Consider the following 24,508-nt stretch of genomic DNA (forward strand, 5'->3'; position numbering starts at 1 on the left):
AGCGCCGCTGTGCGCTCGACGCGGCGGACGTGGCGGACGTGGCGGACGTGGCGGACGCGGCGCTACGCCCTGGGCGAGAAGCCGGATCGCTGTCGGTGGGCGCGCCTACCATTGACGGCATGGCAGTTGCAGTCAAACCGGTCCGCTCGGTCCGTCCGTTCGAGGTGATCAGCGAGTACTCGCCGAGCGGTGACCAGCCCGCCGCGATCGCCGAGCTCGCTGGGCGCATCAACGCGGGTGAGACCGACGTGGTGCTCCTCGGGGCGACCGGTACGGGCAAGTCGGCGACGACCGCCTGGCTCATCGAGCAGGTGCAGCGCCCGACGCTCGTGCTCGCGCACAACAAGACCCTCGCGGCACAGCTCGCGACGGAGTTCCGCAGCCTGCTGCCGGAGAACGCGATCGAGTACTTCGTCTCGTACTACGACTACTACCAGCCAGAGGCCTACGTCCCGCAGACGGACACCTTCATCGAGAAGGACTCCTCGGTCAACGCCGAGGTCGAACGCCTCCGGCACTCCACGACGAACTCGCTGCTCAGCCGGCGCGACGTCGTCGTGGTCTCGACCGTGTCCTGCATCTACGGCCTCGGGACGCCCGAGCAGTACATGAACGCGTCGGTGGCGCTGTCGGTCGGGCAGGAGATCTCCCGTGACCAGCTGGTCCGCCGCTTCGTCGCCATGCAGTACCAGCGCAACGACGTCGACTTCGCGCGCGGCACCTTCCGCGTGCGCGGCGACACCATCGAGATCATCCCGATGTACGAAGAGCACGCGATCCGCATCGAGATGTTCGGTGACGAGATCGAAGCCCTCAGCTCGCTGCACCCGCTGACCGGCACCGTCATCGACGACCTCCCCGCGGTCTCGATCTTCCCCGCGTCGCACTACGTGGCGGACACCGACGTCATGCACCGGGCGATCGGCACCATCAAGGAAGAGCTGGCCGAGCGCCTCGCCGAGCTCGAGGGGCAGGGGAAGCTCCTCGAAGCCCAGCGGCTGCGCATGCGCACCACGTTCGACATCGAGATGATGGAGCAGATCGGGTTCTGCTCGGGCATCGAGAACTACTCCAGGCACGTCGACGGTCGGATGCCGGGCGAGGCCCCGCACTGCCTGCTCGACTACTTCGCCGACGACTTCCTCATCGTGATCGACGAGTCCCACGTGACCGTGCCGCAGATCGGTGCGATGTACGAGGGCGACGCCTCCCGCAAGCGCACCCTGGTCGAGCACGGTTTCCGACTCCCCAGCGCGATGGACAACCGCCCGCTCAAGTGGGAGGAGTTCCTGGAGCGCGCCGGGCAGAAGGTCTTCCTGTCGGCGACCCCCGGCAAGTACGAGCTCGGGATCACCGACAGCGTCGTCGAGCAGATCATCCGCCCGACCGGGCTGATCGACCCCGAGATCGTGGTGAAGCCGTCCGACGGCCAGATCGACGACCTGCTCGAGGAGATCCAGCAGCGCGTCGACAAGGACGAGCGCGTCCTCGTCACGACGCTGACCAAGCGCATGGCCGAGGAGCTGACCGACTTCCTCGGCAACGCCGGGGTCCGTGTCCGGTACCTGCACTCGGACGTCGACACGCTGAAGCGCGTCGAGCTGCTGACCGAGCTCCGTCAGGGCGTCTACGACGTGCTCGTCGGCATCAACCTGCTCCGTGAAGGCCTCGACCTGCCCGAGGTCTCCCTCGTGGCGATCCTCGACGCCGACAAGGAGGGCTTCCTGCGCTCGGCCACGTCGCTCATCCAGACCATCGGCCGCGCGGCGCGCAACGTCTCCGGTCAGGTGCTCATGTACGCCGACAAGATGACCGCCTCGATGGCCCAGGCGATCGAGGAGACCGACCGACGCCGCGAGAAGCAGGTGGCGTACAACCTCGAGCACGGCATCGACCCGCAGCCCCTCCGCAAGAAGATCGGCGACATCACCGAGCAGCTCAACCGGGAGAACGAGGACACCCAGGAGCTCCTCGAACGTCGGGGTGGCGGCGTGCGCGACGGCCGCCGGGCGCCGACGCCGAACCTCAAGCGCACGGGCATCGCCGGCGAGGGCGCCACGCAGCTCGAGGCCACGATCGCCGACCTCAACGACCAGATGCTGCAGGCCGCGGCCGAGCTGAAGTTCGAGCTGGCGGGGCGTCTGCGCGACGAGGTCCAGGACCTCAAGAAGGCGCTCCGGCAGATGGAGTCCGCGGGGCATGTCAACTGAGGACAGCGCCGGGGTGACCGACCTGGGCAGCGAGGCGAAGACCGTCGTCGTCACGGGCGCCAGCGCCGGTCTCGGGTACCACGCGGCCGAGCAGCTGGCGCGTGCCGGGCACCGCGTCGTGCTCGCGACCCGCAGCCCCGAGCGGGCGGCGGCAGCGGAGCGGAGCATCCGGCAGCACGTGCCCACGGCGGACCTCACGCAGCTGCACGTCGACCTCGCGGACCTCGACAGCGTCCGCACGGCTGCAGACGAACTCCGGAAGCTGGGACCGATCGACGCGCTGGTGAACAACGCAGGCGTCGTCGGGTCGAGCACGGAGCGTTCCACCGCCCAGGGCGTCGAGCTGCAGGTCGGCACGAACCACCTCGGGCACTTCGCCCTCACCGGCCTGGTGCTGCCGCTCCTCGAGCGCACCGCGGGCCGGGTCGTGCACCTCGGCTCCATCGCCCACCGCTGGGCATCGCTCGACCACACCGACCCCCTGCGCGTCGGGCACTACTCGAGCTACCGCCAGTACGGCCGCAGCAAGCTCGCCGTGATGCTGTTCGGCTTCGAGCTGGCGCAACGCCTGGCCGACGCCGGTTCAGCGGTGTCGAGCGTCGTCGCCCACCCGGGGCTGGCGCTCGAGGCCCTCTCACCAGCGCGCCCCGACGTGGCACCGGCGCGGAGCGAACCCGGGTGGACCCGCCCCGGTCAGCGGCTGTACGCCCAGGGCAAGGACGCCGGCGCGCTGCCGCTCGTCCACGCGGCGGTCGCCGCCGGCGTCCGCTCGGGGGAGTACTGGGGCCCGAGCGGTCCCTTCCAGCTGCGGGGTCCAGCAGCGCTCGTCCGCGCGGAACCCCGGGCGCACGACCGCACCCAGGCGGCACGGCTCTGGCACGCCAGCGAGCAGGTCTCCGGGGTGGCGTTCGCTCTCGACGCACTCGCGTGAGGCCCTCGGGTCGGCGAATGTCGGAGTCGGTTCGTACAATCGTCGGTGATGACCATCACTTCTGACCGCGACTCCGCGACCTCCGGCCGGAACGCCTTCGGCGACTCCGCGGACCTCGAGCCTGCAGACCTGCACCTCCCCGGCGGCACCGCTCCGCACAGCACGTCGACGCTCAGCGTCCGTGGTGCGCGCGTGCACAACCTGCGTGACGTGGACCTCGAGATCCCACGCGACTCGCTCGTCGTGTTCACGGGCCTGTCCGGCTCGGGGAAGTCCTCGCTGGCGTTCGACACGATCTTCGCCGAGGGGCAGCGACGCTACGTCGAGTCGCTGTCGGCGTACGCGCGCCAGTTCCTCGGGCAGGTCGACCGCCCGGACGTCGACTTCATCGAGGGCCTGTCACCCGCAGTGTCGATCGACCAGAAGTCGACGAACCGCAACCCGCGCTCGACCGTCGGCACGATCACCGAGGTCTACGACTACATGCGCCTGCTCTGGGCGCGCATCGGCATCCCGCACTGCCCCGTCTGCGGAGAGGTCATCAGCAAGCAGAGCGTGCAGCAGATCGCCGACCAGCTGATGACGCAGGAGACCGGCACCCGGTTCCAGGTCCTCGCCCCGATCGTCTCCAAGAAGAAGGGCGAGTTCGTCGACCTCTTCCAGGAGCTCGCGGCCTCCGGGTACTCCCGTGCGATCGTCGACGGCGAGCGGATCCAGCTGAACAGCCCGCCGACGCTGAAGAAGCAGGTCAAGCACGACATCTCGGTCATCATCGACCGCCTGGTGGCGAGCGACGACATCCTCGGCCGCCTGACGGACTCCCTCGAGACCGCGCTGCGCCTGACGAACGGCACGGTGGCGATCGACCTGGTGGACCACGAGGGGCCCGGCGCCGTCCGGACCTACTCCGAGAACCTCTCCTGCCCGAACAACCACCCCCTCGCGCTCACCGAGATCGAGCCCCGCACGTTCTCGTTCAACGCGCCGTTCGGTGCCTGCCCGGAGTGCTCCGGCCTGGGCACGCGCATGTCCGTCGACCCCGACCTGGTGCTCGGTGACCCGGAGGCCACGCTGTCCGGCGGCGTCCTGCTGCCCTGGACCGGCACGAGCGGGCTCTACTCCTACTTCGAGAAGCTGCTCGGCGGCCTCGGCAAGGAGCTCGGCTTCAAGCTCGACACCCCGTGGAACCAGCTCGACCCGACGGTGCAGGCCGCGATCCTCACCGGCAAGGACTTCGAGGTCTCGGTGTCCTGGCGCAACCGCTTCGGCCGTGAGATGCGCTACACCAGCGGGTTCGAGGGCGTCATGCCCTACATCGAGCGCAAGTTCGCCGAGGCCGAGTCGGACTCGCAGCGACAGCGCTTCCAGGGCTACCTGCGCGAGGTCCCCTGCCCCGTCTGTGACGGCACCCGCCTGAAGCCCGAGGTCCTCGGCGTCACCGTCGCCGACCACAGCATCGCGGACGTCACCCAGCTCAGCCTCGACGACGCCTACGCGTTCATGGACACCCTGTCGCTCACCGACCGCGAAGCCCACATCGCGGCGGCGGTCCTCCGGGAGATCCGCGCCCGACTCGAGTTCCTGCTCGAGGTCGGCCTGAACTACCTCACCCTGTCGCGTGGCGCCGGGTCGCTCTCCGGCGGCGAGGCCCAGCGCATTCGTCTGGCAACGCAGATCGGCTCCGGCCTGACCGGCGTGCTCTACGTCCTCGACGAGCCGAGCATCGGGCTGCACCAGCGCGACAACCGTCGACTCATCGACACCCTCGTCAAGCTCAAGAACCTCGGCAACACGCTCATCGTCGTCGAGCACGACGAGGACACCATCCGCACGGCGGACTGGGTCGTCGACATCGGCCCCGGCGCCGGCGTGAACGGCGGCAACGTCGTGCACTCGGGCTCCTACGCCGAGATGATCGAGAACCGCGAGTCGATCACCGGGGACTACCTCGCCGGTCGTCGCGCGATCGAGATGCCCGCGTCGCGCCGCAAGGTCAACCGCAAGCGCGTCATCAGCGTGCAGGGTGCCCGCGCCAACAACCTGCAGGAGGTCGACGCCGACTTCCCGCTCGGCGTGTTCACCGCGGTGACGGGCGTCAGCGGTTCCGGCAAGTCGACCCTGGTCAACGACATCCTCTACAAGGTGCTCGCCAACCAGCTCAACGGCGCCCGGCACATCGCCGGCAAGCACACCCGCGTCAAGGGCCTCGACCAGCTCGACAAGGTCGTGCACGTCGACCAGGCCCCGATCGGTCGCACCCCGCGCTCGAACCCGGCGACCTACACCGGCGTCTTCGACCGCATCCGTGGGCTCTTCGCCGAGACGACCGAAGCCAAGGCGCGCGGGTACCTGCCCGGCCGCTTCAGCTTCAACGTCAAGGGCGGTCGCTGCGAGAACTGCTCCGGCGACGGCACCATCAAGATCGAGATGAACTTCCTGCCCGACGTCTACGTCGCGTGCGAGGTCTGCGGCGGTGCGCGCTACAACCGCGAGACGCTCCAGGTCCACTACAAGGGCAAGGACATCTCCGAGGTCCTCGACATGCCCATCAGCGAGGCCGCCGAGTTCTTCGAGCCGATCTCCGCGATCCACCGCTACATGGCGACCCTCGTCGACGTCGGCCTCGGCTACGTCCGCCTCGGGCAGAGCGCCACGACCCTGTCGGGTGGCGAGGCCCAGCGCGTCAAGCTCGCGACCGAGCTCCAGCGCCGCTCGAACGGTCGCACCGTGTACGTGCTCGACGAGCCGACGACGGGGTTGCACTTCGAGGACGTCCGCAAGCTGCTCCTCGTGCTGCAGAGCCTGGTCGACAAGGGCAACACCGTCATCACGATCGAGCACAACCTCGACGTCATCAAGTCCGCCGACTGGGTCATCGACATGGGACCGGAGGGCGGCTCCGGTGGCGGGACCGTCCTGGCCGTGGGTACCCCCGAGCACATCGCCGAGGTCCCCGAGAGCCACACGGGGGTGTTCCTCCGTGAGATCTTCGAGGCCCAGGATGCCCGCGTCGGCAAGGAGCGTTCCGTCGGTGCCCGCACCGTCGACGAGTCGACGCTCGGTTCGCTGAAGCGCGGCAAGGCCGCCGACACGCAGAAGGCTGGTGCTCGGTAGGTGACGGACACCGTCTCGTGGCGGCCGAAGGCGGGGGAGATCCCGACCGACCCGGGCGTCTACCGGTGGCGTGACGGCAACGGCCGGGTGCTCTACGTCGGCAAGGCCAAGAACCTCCGCGCACGCCTCAGCAACTACTTCGCCCCGCTGCCCACGCTCCACGAACGCACCCGGCGGATGGTCCTCACCGCCCGGAGCGTCGAGTGGACGACGGTCGGCTCCGACATCGAGGCCCTGCAGCTCGAGTACACCTGGATCAAGGAGTTCGACCCGCCCTTCAACGTCAAGTTCCGGGACGACAAGTCGTACCCGTACATGGCGATCACGCTCGGGGACGAGGCCCCGCGGGTGATGGTGACGCGCAACCGGAAGATCCGGGGCGCGAAGTACTTCGGGCCGTACCCGAAGATCTGGGCCGTGCACGACACCATCGACCTGATGATCAAGGTGTTCCCGATCCGCACGTGTTCGGACTCCTCCTACAAGCGCGCCATGCAGACGGGCAAGCCGTGCTTCCCGGGGCAGATCGGCAAGTGCGGCGGCCCATGCTCGCAGCGCGTCACGATCGCCGAGCACCGCGCGATGGTCGAGGAGTTCGTCCGCTTCATGGGCAGCTACGACCGGCGGATCATCACGCAGCTCCGGCAGCGGATGGGCGCGTCGGCCGACGCGATGCAGTACGAGCAGGCCGCCCGGTTCCGCGACCAGGTCGAGGCCCTCGAAGCCGTGCTCGAGAAGTCCGCCGTCGTGCTGAAGGACTCGGTCGACCTCGACCTGTTCGGCATCGCCGAGGACGAGCTCGCGGCCGCGGTCCAGCTGTTCTCCGTCCGCGGCGGCCGCATCCGCGGTGTGCGGGGGTGGGTCGTCGACAAGGAGCTCGACATCAGCACGGGCGACCTCGTCGAGCAGATCGTCCAGGGCGTCTACGCCGACGGCGAGCTGGCGCCACAGACCGCCGGCGCGCTCACCAGTCCGAGCATGGAGGAGCCCCCGCGCGAGGTCGTCGTGCCCGAGCTCCCCGAGGACGCCGACGCGCTGCAGCAGTGGCTCAGCGACCGTCGGGGTGGGCGTGCCACGAAGCTCAGCACCGCCCAGCGTGGCGAACGCGCCGGCCTCGCCCGCACGGCCTCGCAGAACGCGCAGCAGGCCCTCATGCTCTACAAGACGAAGCGCTCCGCCGACTACACCACGCGCGCCGCGGCCCTGGCGGACATCCAGGAGGCCCTCGGCATGACCGAGGCGCCGCTGCGCATGGAGTGCTACGACATCTCGCACCTGCAGGGCACCAACGTGGTCGCGTCGATGGTGGTGTTCGAGGACGGCCTGCCGCGCAAGGACCAGTACCGCCGCTACTCGATCGCCGAGACCCGCGACGACACCGACAGCATGCACCAGGTGCTCACCCGTCGGTTGGCGCGGCTCGACGAGGACGCCGAGCTGCCGGACCAGCCCGACCACAACGCCGACGGCGTCGTGGCGGTGGAGAAGCCGACGAAGCGGTTCGCGTACCGCCCGCAGCTGCTCATCGTCGACGGCGGCCAGCCCCAGGTGGCGGCTGCCAAGCGCGCGATGGACGAGGCCGGCGTTACCGACATCGCGCTCGTCGGCATCGCCAAGCGGCTCGAGGAGCTCTGGCTGCCGGACGACGACTTCCCGGTGATCCTGCCGCGCAACTCCGAGGCCCTGTTCCTCATCCAGCGCATCCGTGACGAGGCGCACCGCTTCGCGATCACGCACCAGCGCGGGCGCCGCAAGCGCGACGTCCGCACGCAGCTGTCCGAGATCCCGGGCCTCGGCCCGAGCCGGGTCAGCGCGCTGCTGAAGCACTTCGGCTCGGTCGCGCGGCTCCGTGGTGCCACCGCCGAGGAGATCGGCGTGGTCCCGGGCGTCGGACCGGCCACGGCCGCCGCCGTCGTCCGGAAGCTGCAGACCGTCCCGACGAGCACTCCGACCGGGGAGTCCCCGGGGGGGCCGACCAGCCCGACCGGTCCCACGAGCGCCGACGACACCGGCACGACCGCCGGCACGGACGACCGAACGGGAGGGCCTGTGCGGGTCCCCGAGGTGACCAGCGACGGGCCCACGCTGCCGTCGTGACGCCACCACGAGCCTCCAGGCCGGCCCGTCCGCTCGCCCCTGCCGGACGGTAGCCTTGACGCCGAGCCACCAGACCACCGGCCCGCACTGCGGGCCGCCGGACCACCCGGGCGACGCGCCCGGGCAGCGACGACGGAGCACATCTCCCAGATGACGGACACCGAACCGAAGCCCCAGCACGACGTCCTCATCGTCACCGGGATGTCCGGTGCCGGCCGGTCGACGGTCGGCAAGGCGCTCGAGGACCTCGACTGGTACGTCGTCGACAACCTGCCGACGCAGATGCTCGGGCCGCTCACCGACCTGGCCGACCGCGCGGGGGAGAAGATCCCGAAGCTCGCCGCGGTCGTGGACGTCCGCGGTGGTCGCTACTTCACGGCGCCGGAGCACGCGGTCGAGCAGCTCCGCTCGAGCACGTCCGCACGGGTGCGCGTGTTGTTCCTCGAAGCGACCGACCAGGTCCTCGTGCGACGGTTCGAGCAGGTGCGGCGACCGCACCCGCTCCAGGGCGAGGACACCCTCCTCGACGGCATCGCGCGGGAGCGCACCCGGCTGCTGGGGCTGCGCGAGGCCTCCGACGTGATCATCGACACGTCCGACCTGAACATCCACCAACTCGCGAATACCATCACCGAGAAGTTCGCCGAGGACCGCTTCACCGGTGTCCAGGTCACGCTGATGAGCTTCGGCTTCAAGTACGGCCTGCCCACGGACGCTGACATGGTCGCCGACGTCCGGTTCATCCCGAACCCCTACTGGGTGCCGGAACTCCGCGAGCACACGGGCCTCGACGAGCCGGTGTCGGACTACGTGCTGGCCCAGTCGGGGGCCCGGCAGTTCGTCGACCGGTACGCAGCCGTGCTCGAGCCCGTGCTCGCCGGGTACCAGCGCGAGAACAAAAGACACGCTACGATCGCCATCGGCTGTACCGGCGGGAAGCACCGCTCGGTCGCCATCGTCGCCGAGTTGGCGAGCGTCCTCCGCGGGATGCCCAACGTCGCCGTGCGTGTGAAGAACCGAGATCTCGGCCGGGAGTGACCGTCCCACCGGCCGCTGCACACGGGTGCGCCAACGGGACCGACGAGCCCCACCACCAGAAACGTTAGGAATGATGCTGTGCCGTTGACTGCCGAGGTCAAGGACGAACTGGCCAGGGTCGTCGTGGGCCGCAACACGGTCCGTGCCGCCGAACTCGCGACGATCCTCCGGTTCGCGGGTGGCCTGCACGTCATCTCCGGCAGGATCGCCGTCGAGGTCGAGCTCGACACCCGGATCATCGTGCACCGCGTGCGCAAGGACCTCGCCGAGCTCTACGGCGTGCGGAGCGAGGCCTCGGTCGGTTCGACCGCCTCGGCCCGTCGCGGCACCCGCTACCTGGTCCGCGTCCTCGAGGCGGGGGAGACCCTGGCCCGACAGACCGGCCTGATGGACGCCCGTCGTCGTCCTGTGCGCGGGCTCCCCAACCGGCTCACCACGGGCAACCGCGAGGACCTGGCCGCCATCTGGCGCGGTGCGTTCCTCGCCGCCGGCACCCTCACCGATCCGGGTCGAGCCGCTGCGCTCGAGGTCACCTGCCCGGGCAACGAGGCAGCGATGGCCCTGGTGGGGGCTGCGTCCCGTCTCGGCGTCGCCGCGAAGGGCCGCGAGGTCCGCGGGGTGCACCGCGTCGTCATCCGTGACGGCGAGGCCATCGGGCAGATGCTGACCGTCATGGGCGCCGCGCGCACCACCGCCGAGTGGGAGGAGATGCGCCAGCGCCGCGAGGTCCGTGCCACCGCCAACCGCCTGGTGAACTTCGACGACGCCAACCTCCGTCGCTCCGCCCAGGCAGCCGTCGCGGCGTGCGCCCGGGTCGAGCGTGCCCTCGAGATCCTCGGCGACGAGGTCCCCGACCACCTGCAGTACGCCGGGTCGCTCCGCCTGCAGCACCGTGACGCCTCGCTCGACGAGCTCGGCCAGCACGCGGACCCGCCCATGACGAAGGACGCCATCGCTGGCCGGATCCGCCGCCTCCTGGCGATGGCGGACAAGCGTGCCGTCGAGCTCGACATCCCGGGCACCGAGGCCAGCGTCCCCGAGGAGCTCGAGGGCGTCTGACGCCCGCTGCACGGTCGACGTCGTCCAGGCGGCGTGTGGGGCGCTGACTGCTAGGCTCGTTTCGGTGGCGTTACGGGGCGTATCGTCAGCCACCCGCGTTCCCGTCACGGGTGCGTGACTCCCGAAAGCAGCGTCCTCGGGCGCTCCACACCCCACAGGAGATCCTTTGACCGTCAAGATCGGTATCAACGGCTTCGGCCGGATCGGCCGCAACTTCTTCCGGGCCGCCCTGGCCAAGGGCAGCGACCTCGAGATCGTGGCGGTGAACGACCTCACCGACAACGCCGCACTCGCGAACCTGCTCAAGTTCGACTCGATCACGGGTCGTCTCGGCGTCTCCGTCGAGCTGGACGGCGACAACATCGTCGTCGACGGCAAGGCGGTCAAGGTCCTCGCGGAGCGCGACCCCGCGAACCTCCCCTGGGGCGAGCTCGGCGTCGACATCGTCGTCGAGTCGACCGGCTTCTTCACCAAGGCCGCCGATGCGCAGAAGCACATCGACGCCGGCGCCAAGAAGGTCATCATCTCCGCCCCGGCCACGGGTGACGACGTCACCATCGTGCTCGGCGTGAACGAGGACCAGTACGACGCCGCGAACCACCACATCATCTCGAACGCCTCGTGCACCACGAACAGCCTCGCGCCGCTCGCCAAGGTGTTCCACGACAAGTTCGGCATCGAGCGCGGTCTCATGACCACGGTCCACGCCTACACCGCGGACCAGAACCTGCAGGACGGCCCGCACAAGGACCCCCGCCGTGCCCGCGCCGCCGCGCTGAACATCGTGCCGACCTCGACCGGTGCCGCCAAGGCCATCGGCCTGGTCATGCCCGAGCTCGCCGGCAAGCTCGACGGCTTCGCCCTCCGCGTCCCGGTCCCCACCGGCTCGATCACCGACCTCACCCTCGAGACCAAGTCCGAGGTCACCGTCGACGAGATCAACGCTGCGTACAAGGAGGCAGCCGAGGGCCCGATGAAGGGCATCCTGCTCTACAGCGAGGACCCGCTGGTGTCGACCGACATCACCACTGACCCGCACTCCTCGATCTACGACTCCGGTCTGACCAAGGTCATCGGCGGTCTCGTGAAGATCACCTCGTGGTACGACAACGAGTGGGGCTACTCGAACCGCCTCGTCGACCTCACCGAGTACGTCGGCGCGCGGCTCTGAGCGCATGACACTCCGCACCCTCGAGGACCTCGGCGACCTCGCCGGCAAGCGTGTCGTCGTCCGCTGTGACCTGAACGTCCCGCTCAAGGACGGCACGATCACGGACGACGGCCGCGTGCGGGCGTCGCTCACCACGTTGAACACGCTGATCACCGCCGGTGCGCGGGTCATCGTGGTCTCCCACCTCGGTCGTCCCGACGGCGAACCCAAGCCCGAGTTCTCCCTCGCGCCGGTCGCCCAGCGGCTCTCGGAGCTGCTCGGAAAGCCGGTGACCTTCGTCGGCGAGACCGTCGGCGACGAGGCCACCGCGGCCGCCGAGGACCTCGAGGACGGTGACGTCCTGCTGCTCGAGAACCTCCGCTTCAACCCGGAGGAGACCTCGAAGGACGCCGCCGAGCGCACGGCCTTCGCGGAGCGCATCGCCGCTCTCGGTGACGCCTTCGTGTCCGACGGCTTCGGCGTCGTGCACCGCAAGCAGGCCTCCGTGTACGAACTGGCCTCCGCCCTGCCGTCCGCGGCCGGGCAGCTCATCGAGCAGGAGCTCACCGTGCTCGAGCGGCTGACCAAGGACCCGGAGCGCCCCTACACGGTGGTGCTCGGCGGGTCGAAGGTCAGCGACAAGCTCGGGGTCATCGACCACATCCTGCCGAAGGTCGACACGCTCTGCATCGGTGGCGGCATGCTCTTCACCTTCCTGGCCGCCGACGGCCACGGGGTGGCGAAGTCCCTCCTCGAGCAGGACCAGCTCGACGTCGTCCGCGAGTACGTCTCGCGGGCGAAGGAGCTCGGCGTCACGATCGACCTGCCGACCGACGTGGTGGTGGCCTCCGGGTTCGCCGCCGACGCCGACCACGAGACGGTCCCCGCCGACGCGATCGAGTCCTCCTCGTTCGGCGTCGACGGCATCGGGCTCGACATCGGCCCGGAGACCGCAGCGCGGTTCGCGAAGGCCGTGTCCGGCTCGAAGACCGTGTTCTGGAACGGCCCGATGGGCGTGTTCGAGTTCCCGGCCTTCGCCGCGGGCACGAAGACCGTCGCGCAGGCGCTGACCGAGGTCGACGGCCTCGGCGTCGTCGGCGGTGGCGACTCGGCCGCAGCGGTCCGGTCCCTCGGCTTCACGGACGACCAGTTCGGGCACATCTCGACCGGTGGCGGTGCGAGCCTCGAGTTCCTCGAGGGCAAGTCGCTCCCCGGCCTCGAAGCCCTGGGGTGGTCCGCATGAGCCGCACACCGCTGATCGCTGACAACGCGCAGGATGGTGCAGCATGAACCGCACCCCCCTCATCGCCGGCAACTGGAAGATGAACCTCGATCATCTGCAGGCCATCGCGACCGTGCAGAAGCTCGCCTGGACCCTGAAGGACGCCCGCCACGACTTCGACGACGTCGAGGTCGCGGTCTTCCCGCCCTTCACGGACCTGCGCAGCGTGCAGACGCTCATCTCCGCTGACAAGCTCCCGATCCGGTTCGGCGCCCAGGACCTGTCGCAGCACGACTCCGGTGCGTACACCGGTGACGTGTCCGGCGCGTTCCTGGCCGCGCTCGACGCCGCCTACGTGATCGTCGGGCACTCCGAGCGCCGCACGATGCACGGGGAGACCGACCAGGTCGTCGCAGCCAAGACCGCCGCGGCCGTCAAGCACGGGCTCGTGCCGATCGTCTGTGTCGGCGAGACCGGGGAGCAGCGTGACGAGCGCGGCCCCGGGGTCGTGCCGGTCGAGCAGCTGCAGGTCGTCCTCGACACCGTGCCGTCGTCCGAGATCGTCGTCGCGTACGAGCCGGTCTGGGCCATCGGCTCCGGGCAGGCCGCCACCGCCGAGCAGGCCCAGGACGAGTGCGCCGCACTCCGTCGTGGGATCGCTGCGGCCTGGGGCGAGGAAGCAGCCGCGGCGACGCGGGTGCTCTACGGCGGCTCGGTCAAGTCCGGCAACATCGCGGGGTTCCTCCGCGAGCCCGACGTCGACGGCGCGCTCGTCGGCGGGGCGTCCCTCGACGTGCAGGAGTTCGCCGCGATCGCGCGGTTCCGCCAGCACGTCGGTCTCTGACCGCACCCGGGGCACCTGCTCCCGCCCCACTCCCGTGCCGGTACCGGCCGAGCCCTGCTCGGCCGGTACACTGGTACGGCTGACTGACACGAAAGGTACGTCGTGGCGATACTCTCCGTCGTGCTGCAGGTCCTGCTCGCTATCACGAGCCTCCTGCTCACGCTCCTCATCTTGCTGCACAAGGGCCGCGGTGGCGGCCTCTCCGACATGTTCGGCGGTGGCGTGACGAGCAACCTCGGGGCGTCCGGCGTGGCCGAGCGCAACCTGAACCGCATCACGGTGATCCTCGGGCTCCTGTGGATCACGAGCATCATCGTGCTCGGTCTCATCAACAAGTTCACAGCGGGGAGCTGAGCCATGGCATCCGGAGGCAGTGCAATCCGAGGGTCTCGCGTCGGCGCGGGCCCGATGGGGGAGCAGGACCGTGGGGTCCAGGCAGAGCGCGTGGCGATCTCGTACTGGGACGCCCTCGGGAACGAGGTCGTGCGGTACTTCTCTGCGACCCTCCCCGACGAGGAGATCCCCGAGACGGTCGACTCGCCGTCCAGCGGGCTCCCGGCCGGCCGCGACAAGGAGAACCCGCCCGTGGTCTCCAAGACCGAGCCCTACAAGACGCACCTCGCGTACGTGAAGGAGCGCCGCACCGAGGAAGAGGCAGCCCAGCTCCTCGAAGACGCGCTGCAGCAGCTCCGCCAGCGTCGCGGCACCGCAAAGTAGGCACCCGTTCCACACGAAGGCCCCCGCACCCATGGTGCTGGGGCCTTCGTCGTCGTTGGGCTTGCGGGGGCGCGGTCCCAAGCCCCCGGCCCGAGTGGTCACGACACCCCGCCCGTCGATCGCCGACCGGTCGCAGACTGTCGCCGCCGCGGCGCCGGAGCGACGGTCGTGGACCACTCGCGGGACGTGAGCGGGGAGTCGTGACCCCTCGGGAAGATGACGTCCGTGGACAGGGGAACACGCGACGGCACGCGACCGCAGACAGACGGGAGGCCCGGGGCCAGCTGGCACCGGGCCTCCCGTCTGCAGAGTGCGTCAGTAGGTCGACGCGATGAGGTTCTCCGGGACGTCGCGGGCGGCGTCCTGGTCCACGAAGAAGACCGTGCGCTTACGGCCCTGCACGCCACCGACGGGGACCTCGTCGACGGATGCACCCGCGAGGGCGAGTCCGAGAACCGAGGCCTTCTCGGCACCGGACAGGATGACCCACACCCGCTGCGACGCGTTGATCGCCGGGTAGGTCAGGGTGAGGCGCTGCGGCGGCGGCTTGGGGGAGTCGTCGACCGGCACGACCACGCGGTCGGTCACCGTGAGCTGCGGGAACTCCGGGAACAGCGACGCGGTGTGCCCGTCGGGACCGACGCCCAGCAGGGTGATGTCGAACTTCGGTGCGATCGCGGAGTCTGGCGCCGCAGCCTGGAGCTCCCGCTCGTACTGGGCGGCGGCCTCGTCGATGCTGAGTCCGGCGTCCGAGGCGGCCATCGGGTGGATGTTCGCCGCGGGGATGCCCACGTGGTCGAAGAAGTCGGACTGCGTACCGGTGACGTTCCGGTCGGCGTCGCCCTCCGGTGCCCAGCGCTCGTCGACCCACCAGACGTGCACCTTGGACCAGTCGACGCTCTCACGGGCCTGCGACTGCCCGATGGCGGCGAGGACCAGTGTGGACACCGAGCCACCGCTGATGGCGATGTCCGCGCGTTCCTGCTCGTCCAGCACGTCGATGATCTTCGTGATGAAGCGTGCGGCGACGGACGCGCCGAGGGCCTGCTTGTCCGGGTGCACCAGCACCCGCCGTTCGTTGGTCACGTGACTCCCGTGTTCGTGGAGCGGCCAGAGGATGTGGTCGCGATCGGCCCGTCCGGTCCGCCCCTGCCGTGACGACAGGGGCGGGACGGTCGGACCGCGGTGGTGCTGGTCAGCTGGCGATCGAGTCGCGGAGCTGTGCCACGCCGTGCTTGACGACGTCTCCGAAGAGGACGTCGGGGTCGAGTCTACGGAGTTCCTCGGCGAGGCAGTCACGCAGGTTCCGGCGTGGCAGCGACAGGTCGTGCACCGGCTGACCGGGCATCGACAGCGTGGCCACGTCGACGAGGGAGCGTTCCAGCTCGATGTTGCCGGACCCGCGGGACAGCGTGACGCCGTGGATGCCGCTCGAGCCCGTTGCACGGGGCGACGTGACGACCGAGACCGGCACCTGGAGCCGCAGCTGGAGCCAGGCGGCGAGGAGGAACGTCGACGGGCTGTCGCTCGCCCCGGAGACCTCGACGCCGGTGACCGGCTCGTACGGCGGCTGGTCGAGCGCCGCGGCGAGCTGGTTCCGCCAGAGCGTCAGGCGTGTCCACGCGAAGTCGGTGTCGCCGGGCACGTAGGACTCGCTCAGGGCGGTGATCGCCGTGTTCGGGTCCCGCTGGGCGGCGGCGTCGGTGATCCGCCGCTGGGCGATCCGCCCGAGCGAGGACTCCGCCGGCTTCGGCGGGGCGATCCCGGGCCACCAGGCCACGACCGGTGCATCGGGCAGGAGCAGACCGGTGACGAGGCTCTCCTCGTCGCTGGCCGTCTCGCCGTAGGCACGCAGGACGATGACCTCGCTGGCGCCGGCGTCGCTCCCGACGCGGATCTGCGCGTCGAGGCGGCCGGGCGAGGCGATGTCGCCGTCGTTCTTCGACACGATGATCACGCGCATGGGGTGCTCGCGGGATGCCTCGTTCGCCGCTGCGATCGCCTCTTCCTCGTGGCCGAGGGCCGTCGAGATGATCAGCGTGAGGACACGGCCGAGTGCGACCGCGCCCCCTTCCTCGCGGATGTGGACGAGGGTCTTCTGGATCTTCGAGACCGTGGTGTTGGGCAGGTCGATCTTCATGGACGCCTCCAGGTCCGGCCGTCGCGGGCGAGGAGGTCGTCGGCCGAAGCCGGACCCCACGTCCCCGGACGGTACTGCTCGGGCTGGCCCTGCGTGGCCCAGAACTCCTCGATGGGGTCGAGGATCTTCCAGGACAGCTCGACCTCCTGGTGCCGCGGGAACAGCGGCGGGTCACCGAGGAGCACGTCGAGGATGAGTCGCTCGTAGGCCTCGGGGGATGCCTCGGTGAACGCGTGTCCGTAGCCGAAGTCCATCGTCACGTCGCGCACCTGGGTGCCGACGCCGGGGACCTTCGAGCCGAAGCGGAGCGTGACGCCCTCGTCCGGCTGGACACGGACGACGAGCGCGTTCTGGCCGAGGGGCGACTGCGGGATGCCGAACACGGCTTCCGGCACGCGCTTGAACACGATCGCGATCTCGGTCACACGGCGACCGAGGCGCTTGCCGGCCCGCAGGTAGAACGGCACGCCCTGCCAGCGTCGGGTCGCGATGTTGAGCTTCACCGCGGCGAAGGTCTCGGTCGTGGACTCGGGGTTCATGCCCGCTTCGTCCAGGAACCCGAGGACCTTCTCGCCGCCCTGCCAACCGCCCGAGTACTGGCCGCGAGCGGTGGCGGTGGACAGGTCCTCCGGCAGCTCGACCGCGGAGAGCACCTTCTCCTTCTCGGCGCGGAGGTGTCCGGCCTTGAACGAGACGGGTTCCTCCATCGCCGTGAGGGCGAGGAGCTGCAGCAGATGGTTCTGGATGACGTCGCGCGCCGCCCCGATGCCGTCGTAGTACGCGGCACGCCCGGCGACGCCGATGTCCTCGGCCATCGTGATCTGGACGTGGTCCACGTAGTTCGAGTTCCAGATGGGTTCGTACATCTGGTTCGCGAACCGCAGCGTCAGGAGGTTCTGGACCGTCTCCTTGCCGAGGTAGTGGTCGATGCGGAAGACGTCGTCGGGCGCGAAGACGCTCTCGACGATCGCGTTCAGCTCGCGTGCGGTGCGGAGGTCGGACCCGAAGGGCTTCTCCACCACGACGCGGCTCCACGAGCCCTCGGGCTTGTCGGTCAGCCCGGACAGCTTGAGCTGCTCGGTGACGACCGGGAACATCTTCGGCGGGATGGACAGGTAGAACGCGTGGTTCCCCAGAGTGCCCCGCTCGGCGTCGAGGGCGTCGACGGTCTCCTTGAGCTGGACGAAGGCCTCGGGGTCGTCGAACGACCCCTGGACGAAGCGGATGCCCTGTTCGAGCTGCCGCCAGACGTCCTCGTCGAAGGGGGTCCTGGAGTGTTCCTTGACCGCGTCGTGGACGAGCTGGGAGAAGTCCTGGTCCTCCCAGTCGCGCCGAGCGAACCCGACCAACGCGAACCCCGGGGGCAGGAGCCCTCGGTTCGCGAGGTCGTAGACCGCGGGCATCAGCTTCTTGCGGGACAGGTCGCCTGTCACGCCGAAGATGATGAGGGTGCTCGGACCCGCGATCCGGTTCAGTCGACGGTCCGTGGGCAGCCGGAGCGGGTTGTGCTCCGGGGTGATCGCCACCGGTGACATGTGTCGGTGAACTCCTTTGGTGTCAGGAAGTGGGTGAGGGCCCCTGGACCGCGGCGGTGACGACGTCTGCCAGGGCGGGGAGGTCCCCGGACGACAGCGTCAGCACCGGGCGGCCGTGCTGCGCGAGGACGCTGGCGTCCCCGGCTGCCTGGGCCCGGATGAGCTGGCCGAACGTGAAGGGCCGCCCGGGGATCGGCAGGTCGCCTGCGTCGTCCGCGAGGATCTGCAGGAACACCCCCGTCGCGGGTCCGCCCTTGTGGTACTGGCCGGTGGAGTGCAGGAACCGCGGGCCGTAGCCGAACGTGACCGGTCGGCCGACGTGCTCCGCGACGATGTCCCGGAGCACCGCGAGCTCGCGGTTGACGCCGCGGTCCACGTACGCCTGGATGGCGACGTAGCCGTCGGGGCCGACAGCGGACAGGAGGCTCGTCACGGCCTGGGCGATGCTGCCGCCGGTCTCGAGACCGGTCGCGGACACCCCGATGCCGGAGTCCCGGAACGCGGGCTCCGCCAGCGCGGACGCCGGCTGGTCGCCGTCGCCGTCGAGCAGTGCGCGCGTGGCGACCTTGGCGGCCTCCACGTCGGGCTGGTCGAACGGGTCGATGCCGAGCAGACGCCCGGCGACGGCCACGGCGTACTCCCACACGAGGAACTGGCCACCGAGCGTGCCGGTGATCTCGACCTCGTGGTCGGCGACGTGGCGTTCCTCGTTGGCGGACCCGACCAGCCGGATGACCTGCAGGTCGGGCAGGTCCGCGGTGAGCTCTGGGGCGTCCACGTCGAGGACGACGGGGAGCAGTCCCCGCCTGGACTTGCCGGTGGACTCGGCGATCAGCTGTTCGGCCCAGTCGGCGAACCCGATGATGTGGGTGCCGTCCGCGACGATGCCGATCTTGTCGCGCAGCGGGTCGGTGCCGGCGAGGACCGCGCCGAGCACGAGCCCGGGGTTCTCGTCGATGTCGACCGCCAGGAGCGCCGAGATGGCGTCGGCCTCGTCGAGCAGCTCCTCGATGTCCGCGCCGGCGAGACCGGACGGCACGAGGCCGAACGCCGTCAGGGCCGACCAGCGGCCGCCGACGGTGGGGTCGGCCGTGAAGACGCGGTACCCGGCGTCGGTCGCGGCCGCCTCGAGCGGGGAGCCCGGGTCGGTGACGACGACGATGCGGCCGGTCGGGTCGATGCCGGCGTCCTGGAACGCCTGTTCGTAGACGCGGCGCTGCGAGTCGGTCTCCAGCGTGGAGCCGGACTTCGACGACACGACGAGCACGGTGCGCTCGAGGCGGTCGGTCAGCGCTGCGGTGACCTGGGCGGGGTCGGTCGAGTCGAGCACCGTGAGGGGGACGCCCGCCGTGCGGGTGATGACCTCGGGTGCCAACGACGAGCCGCCCATGCCGGCGAGGACGACGTGGTCGATCCCCTCGGCGCGGAGCTGCTCGCGCAGTTCGACGATCTGCGGGACGAGCGGTCGCGAGGTCGCGACGGCTTCGACCCACCCGAGGCGCGAGGAGGCCTCGGTCTCCGCCGCCGGGCCCCAGAGGTCGGGGTCCTGGGCGGTGATGCCCGACGCCACCAGGTCGGTGACGAGGCGCGGGACCACCTGTTCGATGGCCCGCGCCGCGTCACCCCTGGCGGCGATGGAGACAGTCACTACTTCTTGGCGTTCTCGAGTGCCGTCTTGACGGTCTCGACGAGCTCACCCCAGGAGACGTTGAACTTGTCCACGCCCTCCTTCTCGAGGAGCCCGACGACGTCGTCGTAGTCGACGCCGGCAGCAGCCAGCTTGTCCATGAACTCGTTGGCCGAGTCGAACGTGCCGGCGATCGCGTCGCCGTGGACCTGGCCGTGGTCGAACGTGGCCTCGAGCGTCTTGCCGGGCATCGTGTTGACGGTGTTCGGCGCGGCGAGCTCGGTGACGTAGAGCGTGTCGGACAGCGACGGGTCCTTGACACCGGTCGAGGCCCAGAGCGGACGCTGCGTGTTGGCGCCGGACTCGAGCAGGCCGAGGGCACGCTCCGTGGCGAAGGCCTGGGTCCAGACCTGGTAGGCGAGCTGCGCGTTGGCGATGCCGGCCTTGGACTTGAGGGCCGTGGCCTCGTCGGTGCCGACGGCGTCGAGACGCTTGTCGATCTCGGAGTCGACGCGCGACACGAAGAAGGACGCGACCGAGTGGATCTTGGACAGGTCGTGGCCGGCGGCCTTGGCCTTCTCGAGCCCACCGAGGTAGGCGTCGATCACGGCGCGGTAGCGCTCGAGCGAGAAGATCAGGGTGACGTTGACCGAGATGCCGGCGCCGATGACCTCGGTGATGGCCTCGAGGCCCTCGAGCGTCGCGGGGATCTTGATGAGGACGTTCTCGCGGCCGACCTTCTCGAACAGGAACTTGGCCTGCTCGATGGTCTTGGCGGTGTCGTGGGCGAGACCCGGCTCGACCTCGATCGAGACACGGCCGTCGAAGCCCTTGGTCTCGTCGTAGATCGGCTTGAAGACGTCGGAGGCGTTGGCGACGTCCTGCGTGGTGATCGCGAAGATCGCGTCGGTCACGTCGGTGTCCGCCGCGGCGAGCTCCTTGACCTGCGCGTCGTAGCGCTCGCCCTTGGCGAGGGCCGACGCGAAGATCGTCGGGTTGGTCGTCACGCCGACGACGTTGCGGTCCTTGATGAGGTTCTCGAGACGCCCGGTCTCGAGGAGCTCGCGGGAGAGGTCGTCGAGCCAGATGCTCACGCCGATGGCGGAGAGGGCTTCGGTGGGGGTGGTGTCAGTCATGTGTTTCTCTTCTTTCGTCGACGTGCGCTCGCTCTGAGCGGTGAGTCGGGGTCTGTGGGGTGAGCGTCTGAGGACGGGAGGTCCGCTGCGGAGCCGCTGCGGGCCTCCCGTCGGAAGGGCCGGGTCCGTGATCCGGACCCGGCCCTCGTGACTCAGGACGCTGCTGCGATGGTTTCCTTCGCCGCGGCGAGGACGTGCTCCGTGGTGAAGCCGAACTCGTCGTACAGCTTCTGGTAGTCGGCCGAGGCACCGAAGTGCTCGATCGACACGCTGCGGCCGGCGTCACCGACGATGTCGCGCCAGCTCATGCCGATGCCGGCCTCGACCGAGACGCGGGCCTTGATCGCGGCGGGGAGGACCGACTCGCGGTAGGCCTCGTCCTGCTCGAAGAACCACTCGAGCGACGGAGCGGACACGACGCGGGCGTTGATGCCCTCGCCCTTGAGCTGCTCACGGGCGTCGAGCGCGATCTGGACCTCGGAGCCGGAGCCGATGAGGATGACGTCCGGGGTGCCGTTCGGCGCCTCGGCGAGCACGTACGCGCCCTTCGCGACGTTCGCGGCGGACGCGAGCGTCTCGCCGGAGGCGTCGCCCTCGCCACGCTCGAACACCGGGAGGTTCTGGCGGCTGAGCGCCAGACCGGCCGGGCGGTCGGTGTGCTTGAGGATGGTCAGCCAGGCGTGCGCGACCTCGTTGGCGTCGGCCGGACGGACGACGTCGAGACCCGGGATCGCACGGAGGGCCGTGAGCTGCTCGACCGGCTGGTGCGTCGGGCCGTCCTCGCCCAGGGCGATGGAGTCGTGGGTCCAGACGTAGATCGCCGGCGCCTTCATGAGCGCGGCGAGACGGACTGCCGGACGCATGTAGTCGCTGAAGATCAGGAACGTGCCACCGAACGGACGCGTGTTGCCGTGCAGCACGATGCCGTTCAGGATCGAGCCCATCGCGTGCTCGCGGATGCCGAAGTGCAGCACGCGGCCGAACGGGTCGGTGCTCCAGGTCGACGTCGATGCCTCGGCCGGACCGAAGGACTTGGCGCCCTCGATCGTGGTGAGGTTCGACTCGGCGAGGTCGGCGGACCCACCCCAGAACTCGGGCATGAGCGGCGCGATCGCGTTGATGACCTTGCCGGAGGCGGCGCGGGTCGAGACGGCCTTCTCGGTGCTGAACACCGGGAGTGCTGCCTCGAGGCCCTCGGGGAGCTCCTTGGCGTTCATGCGGTCGAGCAGCGCCTTCTTGTCGGCGTTGGCCGCGGCCCACGCGTCGAAGGACTTCTGCCACTCGGCGTGCTGCGCCTGGCCCTTGGCGACGGCGCCACGGGTGTACTCGAGGACCTCCGGGGCGACCTCGAAGGTCTTCTCGGTGTCGAAGCCGAGGATCTCCTTCAGGCCCTTGATCTCCTCGGCGCCGAGCGCGGAGCCGTGGATCTTGCCGGAGTTCTGCTTGGTCGGCGACGGCCAGCCGATGATCGTCTTGAGGACGATGAGCGACGGCTTGTCGGTGACCTGCTTGGCGGCCTCGACGGCTGCGTACAGCTCCTCGACGTCCTCGGAGTACTCGCCGGTCTTCTTCCAGTCCACGATCTGGACGTGCCAGCCGAGGGCCTCGTACCGCTCCGGGACGCTCTCCGAGAAGGCGATGTCGGTGTTGTCCTCGATCGAGATCTGGTTCGAGTCGTAGAACGCGATGAGGTTGCCGAGCTGCTGACGACCGGCGAGCGAGCCCGCTTCGTTCGTCACGCCCTCCTGCATGTCGCCGTCGCCGGCGATGACGTAGGTGAAGTGGTCGAAGGGGGACTGGCCGGCCGGGGTCTCCGGGTCGAACAGGCCACGCTCGAAGCGCTGCGCGTAGGCGAAGCCGACCGAGGACGCGAGGCCCTGGCCGAGCGGGCCGGTCGTGATCTCCACGCCGTCCGTGTGGCCGTACTCCGGGTGACCCGGCGTCTTCGAGCCCCACTTGCGGAGGTGCTGGAGGTCATCGATCTCGAGACCGTAGCCGTGCAGGTAGAACTGCACGTACTGGAGGATGGACGCGTGACCCGCGGAGAGGATGAAGCGGTCGCGGCCGATCCAGGTGGAGTCGCTCGGGTCGCGGTGCATCACCTTCTGGAAGAGGAGGTGTGCGAGCGGGGCGAGGCTCATCGCGGTGCCGGGGTGACCGTTGCCGGCTGCCTCGACGGAGTCGGCGGCGAGTACGCGCGCCGTGTCGACGGCCTTCTTGTCGATGGCGTCCCAGGTGAATTCAGCCACTTGGATGTTGACCCTTCTTGATGCGACGTGTGCGAGGGCTCGTGCCACCGCACGGACATGGTGGCCACCCGGCGCCCCGTCAGGTCGCCGGTCAACGGCGGCCGACCGACTCGTTCGCGGGCCGACGTCTTCGGGGCACACTGCGGGTGGCCCCTCCAGCATAGTGAACCGGCACTCAGAAGGTGTCCAGGTCACCCCGACTGTTCACAACTGCGGTCGGAGGACGTCGCCGTGTCGCTCGGGTTCACCGCTCCGTCGGTCGCATCGCGTAAAGTGGGAGGCGACCCGTGGACATTCCGGGTCAGCGCACGCCCGGACGCCGAGGACGCCGTCCACCGAGTGTGCGAGCTGAAGCGACACAGACTGAGGTCCCCTTGCCGACTGCCACCGTGACCAGGCCCGACATCGAGCGACGCTCGACGCTGTCCCGCAAGGTCCGGGCGTACGTTTCGTTGACGAAGCCGCGCGTCATGGAACTGCTGCTCGTCACGACCGCCCCGACGATGTTCCTCGCCCAGCGCGGGGTGCCGGACCTGTGGCTCGTGTTCTGGACGCTCCTCGGTGGTGCGATGTCGGCCGGTTCCGCGTCGGCCTTCAACTGCTACATCGACCGCGACATCGACCGCCTGATGAAGCGGACCAGCACCCGCCCGCTGGTCACCGGCGAGCTCACCGACCGCCAGGCCCTGGTGTTCTCCTGGATCCTCGGCATCGGGTCGACGGCGGTCCTCGGCTTCCTGGTGAACTGGCTCGCCGCCGCGCTCAGCGTCGCCGCGATCCTGATCTACGTCTTCGTCTACACGCTGTGGCTCAAGCGCCGCACGCCGCAGAACATCGTCTGGGGCGGGTCTGCCGGCTGCATGCCCGTGCTCATCGGCTGGGCCGCCGTCACCGGGTCGCTGACCTGGGCGCCGGTCATCCTCTTCATGGTGATCTTCCTGTGGACGCCGCCGCACTACTGGCCGCTGTCGATGAAGTACCGCGACGACTACGACGCCGCTGCCGTGCCGATGCTCGCCGTGGTCCGGGGTCGCACGGTGGTCGGGCTGCAGGTCGTGCTCTACGCCTGGGCCACGCTCGTCTGCTCGCTGCTGCTCATCCCCGTCGCGCACATGGGGCCCCTCTACACGGTCGTCGCGCTGGCCGGCGGCATCTGGTTCGTCGTCGAGTCGCACAAGCTCTACACGCGGGCCATCCAGCACGTCGAGCACGTGCACCCGATGCGGGTCTTCCACAGCTCGATCACGTACCTGACGCTGCTGTTCATCGCCGTCGGCATCGACCCGCTGCTGCCGCAGGTCTTCAGCTTCTAGGGGCGGGGCGGGCGCGCACAGGCCGCTCCTGCCGCTGAACGACGAAGTCGACGTCGTACGACGTCGACTTCGTCGTTCCCGGGGTGCAGTCCGTCAGTCGCACCGGACGGGAGACTCGTACGGGGC

Annotated in this window: 18 protein-coding genes; 12 read left to right on the forward strand and 6 right to left on the reverse strand. The window is 69.7% G+C overall.

Features of this window, described 5'->3' with window-relative positions; genetic code table 11:
* The first annotated feature begins 119 nt into the window (after positions 1–119).
* The 11 genes from uvrB to ITJ68_RS06435 all read left to right on the forward strand — a co-directional run bounded on the left by uvrB (position 120) and on the right by ITJ68_RS06435 (position 14,382).
* Positions 120–2,210, forward strand: coding sequence for an excinuclease ABC subunit UvrB (gene uvrB, locus ITJ68_RS06385; protein WP_194660453.1), 2,091 nt, complete (start codon positions 120–122; stop codon positions 2,208–2,210).
* Positions 2,200–3,141, forward strand: a complete 942-nt coding sequence (locus ITJ68_RS06390) for an SDR family NAD(P)-dependent oxidoreductase (RefSeq protein ID WP_194660454.1) — start codon at positions 2,200–2,202, stop codon at positions 3,139–3,141. Before uvrB ends, ITJ68_RS06390 begins: the two co-directional genes overlap by 11 nt.
* A gap of 48 nt (positions 3,142–3,189) precedes the next feature.
* On the forward strand, positions 3,190–6,255 hold the full coding sequence (gene uvrA, locus ITJ68_RS06395; RefSeq protein ID WP_228504830.1) for an excinuclease ABC subunit UvrA: 3,066 nt from the start codon (positions 3,190–3,192) through the stop codon (positions 6,253–6,255).
* The gene (gene uvrC / locus ITJ68_RS06400) at positions 6,256–8,352 is read left to right on the forward strand and encodes an excinuclease ABC subunit UvrC (protein WP_194660455.1); all 2,097 of its coding nucleotides are present in this window, start codon (positions 6,256–6,258) and stop codon (positions 8,350–8,352) included. It abuts the gene before it with no gap.
* 150 nt (positions 8,353–8,502) lie between these two features.
* Complete coding sequence (gene rapZ / locus ITJ68_RS06405) at positions 8,503–9,390, forward strand: RNase adapter RapZ (protein WP_194660456.1); 888 nt, start codon at positions 8,503–8,505, stop codon at positions 9,388–9,390.
* Between the two features lie 78 nt (positions 9,391–9,468).
* A complete protein-coding gene (gene whiA / locus ITJ68_RS06410; RefSeq protein WP_194625569.1) occupies positions 9,469–10,449 on the forward strand; it encodes a DNA-binding protein WhiA in 981 nt (326 codons plus the stop codon).
* A 166-nt stretch (positions 10,450–10,615) separates the two neighbouring features.
* Positions 10,616–11,620 (forward strand): type I glyceraldehyde-3-phosphate dehydrogenase, encoded by a 1,005-nt coding sequence (gene gap / locus ITJ68_RS06415; RefSeq protein WP_194660457.1) that lies wholly within the window; start codon positions 10,616–10,618, stop codon positions 11,618–11,620.
* Positions 11,621–11,624: 4 nt separating this feature from the next.
* Positions 11,625–12,842 (forward strand): phosphoglycerate kinase, encoded by a 1,218-nt coding sequence (locus ITJ68_RS06420; RefSeq protein ID WP_194660458.1) that lies wholly within the window; start codon positions 11,625–11,627, stop codon positions 12,840–12,842.
* Positions 12,843–12,885: 43 nt separating this feature from the next.
* A complete protein-coding gene (gene tpiA / locus ITJ68_RS06425; protein ID WP_194660459.1) occupies positions 12,886–13,665 on the forward strand; it encodes a triose-phosphate isomerase in 780 nt (259 codons plus the stop codon).
* A 102-nt stretch (positions 13,666–13,767) separates the two neighbouring features.
* Positions 13,768–14,019, forward strand: coding sequence for a preprotein translocase subunit SecG (gene secG, locus ITJ68_RS06430; protein ID WP_071275211.1), 252 nt, complete (start codon positions 13,768–13,770; stop codon positions 14,017–14,019).
* Positions 14,020–14,022: 3 nt separating this feature from the next.
* Positions 14,023–14,382 carry an RNA polymerase-binding protein RbpA gene (locus tag ITJ68_RS06435; RefSeq protein ID WP_071275214.1) on the forward strand — a complete coding sequence of 120 codons (360 nt, stop codon included), beginning with the start codon at positions 14,023–14,025 and terminating at the stop codon, positions 14,380–14,382.
* A gap of 315 nt (positions 14,383–14,697) precedes the next feature.
* On the opposite strand, the gene pgl is transcribed toward ITJ68_RS06435, so the two are convergent.
* From pgl to tkt, 6 genes are all read right to left on the reverse strand, one after another.
* Positions 14,698–15,468 carry a 6-phosphogluconolactonase gene (pgl, locus tag ITJ68_RS06440; protein WP_194660460.1) on the reverse strand — a complete coding sequence of 257 codons (771 nt, stop codon included), beginning with the start codon at positions 15,466–15,468 and terminating at the stop codon, positions 14,698–14,700.
* Between the two features lie 109 nt (positions 15,469–15,577).
* Positions 15,578–16,522, reverse strand: coding sequence for a glucose-6-phosphate dehydrogenase assembly protein OpcA (locus tag ITJ68_RS06445; RefSeq protein ID WP_194660461.1), 945 nt, complete (start codon positions 16,520–16,522; stop codon positions 15,578–15,580).
* Positions 16,519–18,057 (reverse strand): glucose-6-phosphate dehydrogenase, encoded by a 1,539-nt coding sequence (gene zwf / locus ITJ68_RS06450; RefSeq protein WP_194625575.1) that lies wholly within the window; start codon positions 18,055–18,057, stop codon positions 16,519–16,521. Before zwf ends, ITJ68_RS06445 begins: the two co-directional genes overlap by 4 nt.
* Before the next feature lie 22 nt (positions 18,058–18,079).
* Positions 18,080–19,705 (reverse strand): glucose-6-phosphate isomerase, encoded by a 1,626-nt coding sequence (locus ITJ68_RS06455; RefSeq protein ID WP_194660462.1) that lies wholly within the window; start codon positions 19,703–19,705, stop codon positions 18,080–18,082.
* Complete coding sequence (gene tal / locus ITJ68_RS06460) at positions 19,705–20,820, reverse strand: transaldolase (protein WP_194660463.1); 1,116 nt, start codon at positions 20,818–20,820, stop codon at positions 19,705–19,707. The genes ITJ68_RS06455 and tal overlap by 1 nt, the downstream gene beginning before the upstream one ends.
* A gap of 152 nt (positions 20,821–20,972) precedes the next feature.
* A complete protein-coding gene (gene tkt / locus ITJ68_RS06465; protein ID WP_194660464.1) occupies positions 20,973–23,069 on the reverse strand; it encodes a transketolase in 2,097 nt (698 codons plus the stop codon).
* A 389-nt stretch (positions 23,070–23,458) separates the two neighbouring features.
* Between tkt and ITJ68_RS06470 the strand changes: the two genes are divergently transcribed.
* Positions 23,459–24,382, forward strand: coding sequence for a heme o synthase (locus ITJ68_RS06470; protein ID WP_194660465.1), 924 nt, complete (start codon positions 23,459–23,461; stop codon positions 24,380–24,382).
* The last annotated feature ends 126 nt before the right edge of the window (positions 24,383–24,508 follow it).

The organism is Curtobacterium sp. VKM Ac-1395, from assembly GCF_015350975.1.
GTDB lineage: Bacteria > Actinomycetota > Actinomycetes > Actinomycetales > Microbacteriaceae > Curtobacterium.

Excerpts from the sequence above, each read along its gene's own strand:
- tal (WP_194660463.1), bottom strand. The coding sequence starts at position 20,820 with ATGACTGACACCACCCCCACCGAAGCCCTCTCCGCCATCGGCGTGAGC.
- uvrA (WP_228504830.1), top strand. The coding sequence starts at position 3,190 with ATGACCATCACTTCTGACCGCGACTCCGCGACCTCCGGCCGGAACGCC.
- rapZ (WP_194660456.1), top strand. The coding sequence starts at position 8,503 with ATGACGGACACCGAACCGAAGCCCCAGCACGACGTCCTCATCGTCACC.
- ITJ68_RS06390 (WP_194660454.1), top strand. The coding sequence starts at position 2,200 with ATGTCAACTGAGGACAGCGCCGGGGTGACCGACCTGGGCAGCGAGGCG.
- ITJ68_RS06435 (WP_071275214.1), top strand. The coding sequence starts at position 14,023 with ATGGCATCCGGAGGCAGTGCAATCCGAGGGTCTCGCGTCGGCGCGGGC.
- tpiA (WP_194660459.1), top strand. The coding sequence starts at position 12,886 with ATGAACCGCACCCCCCTCATCGCCGGCAACTGGAAGATGAACCTCGAT.
- ITJ68_RS06420 (WP_194660458.1), top strand. The coding sequence starts at position 11,625 with ATGACACTCCGCACCCTCGAGGACCTCGGCGACCTCGCCGGCAAGCGT.
- ITJ68_RS06445 (WP_194660461.1), bottom strand. The coding sequence starts at position 16,522 with ATGAAGATCGACCTGCCCAACACCACGGTCTCGAAGATCCAGAAGACC.
- zwf (WP_194625575.1), bottom strand. The coding sequence starts at position 18,057 with ATGTCACCGGTGGCGATCACCCCGGAGCACAACCCGCTCCGGCTGCCC.
- uvrB (WP_194660453.1), top strand. The coding sequence starts at position 120 with ATGGCAGTTGCAGTCAAACCGGTCCGCTCGGTCCGTCCGTTCGAGGTG.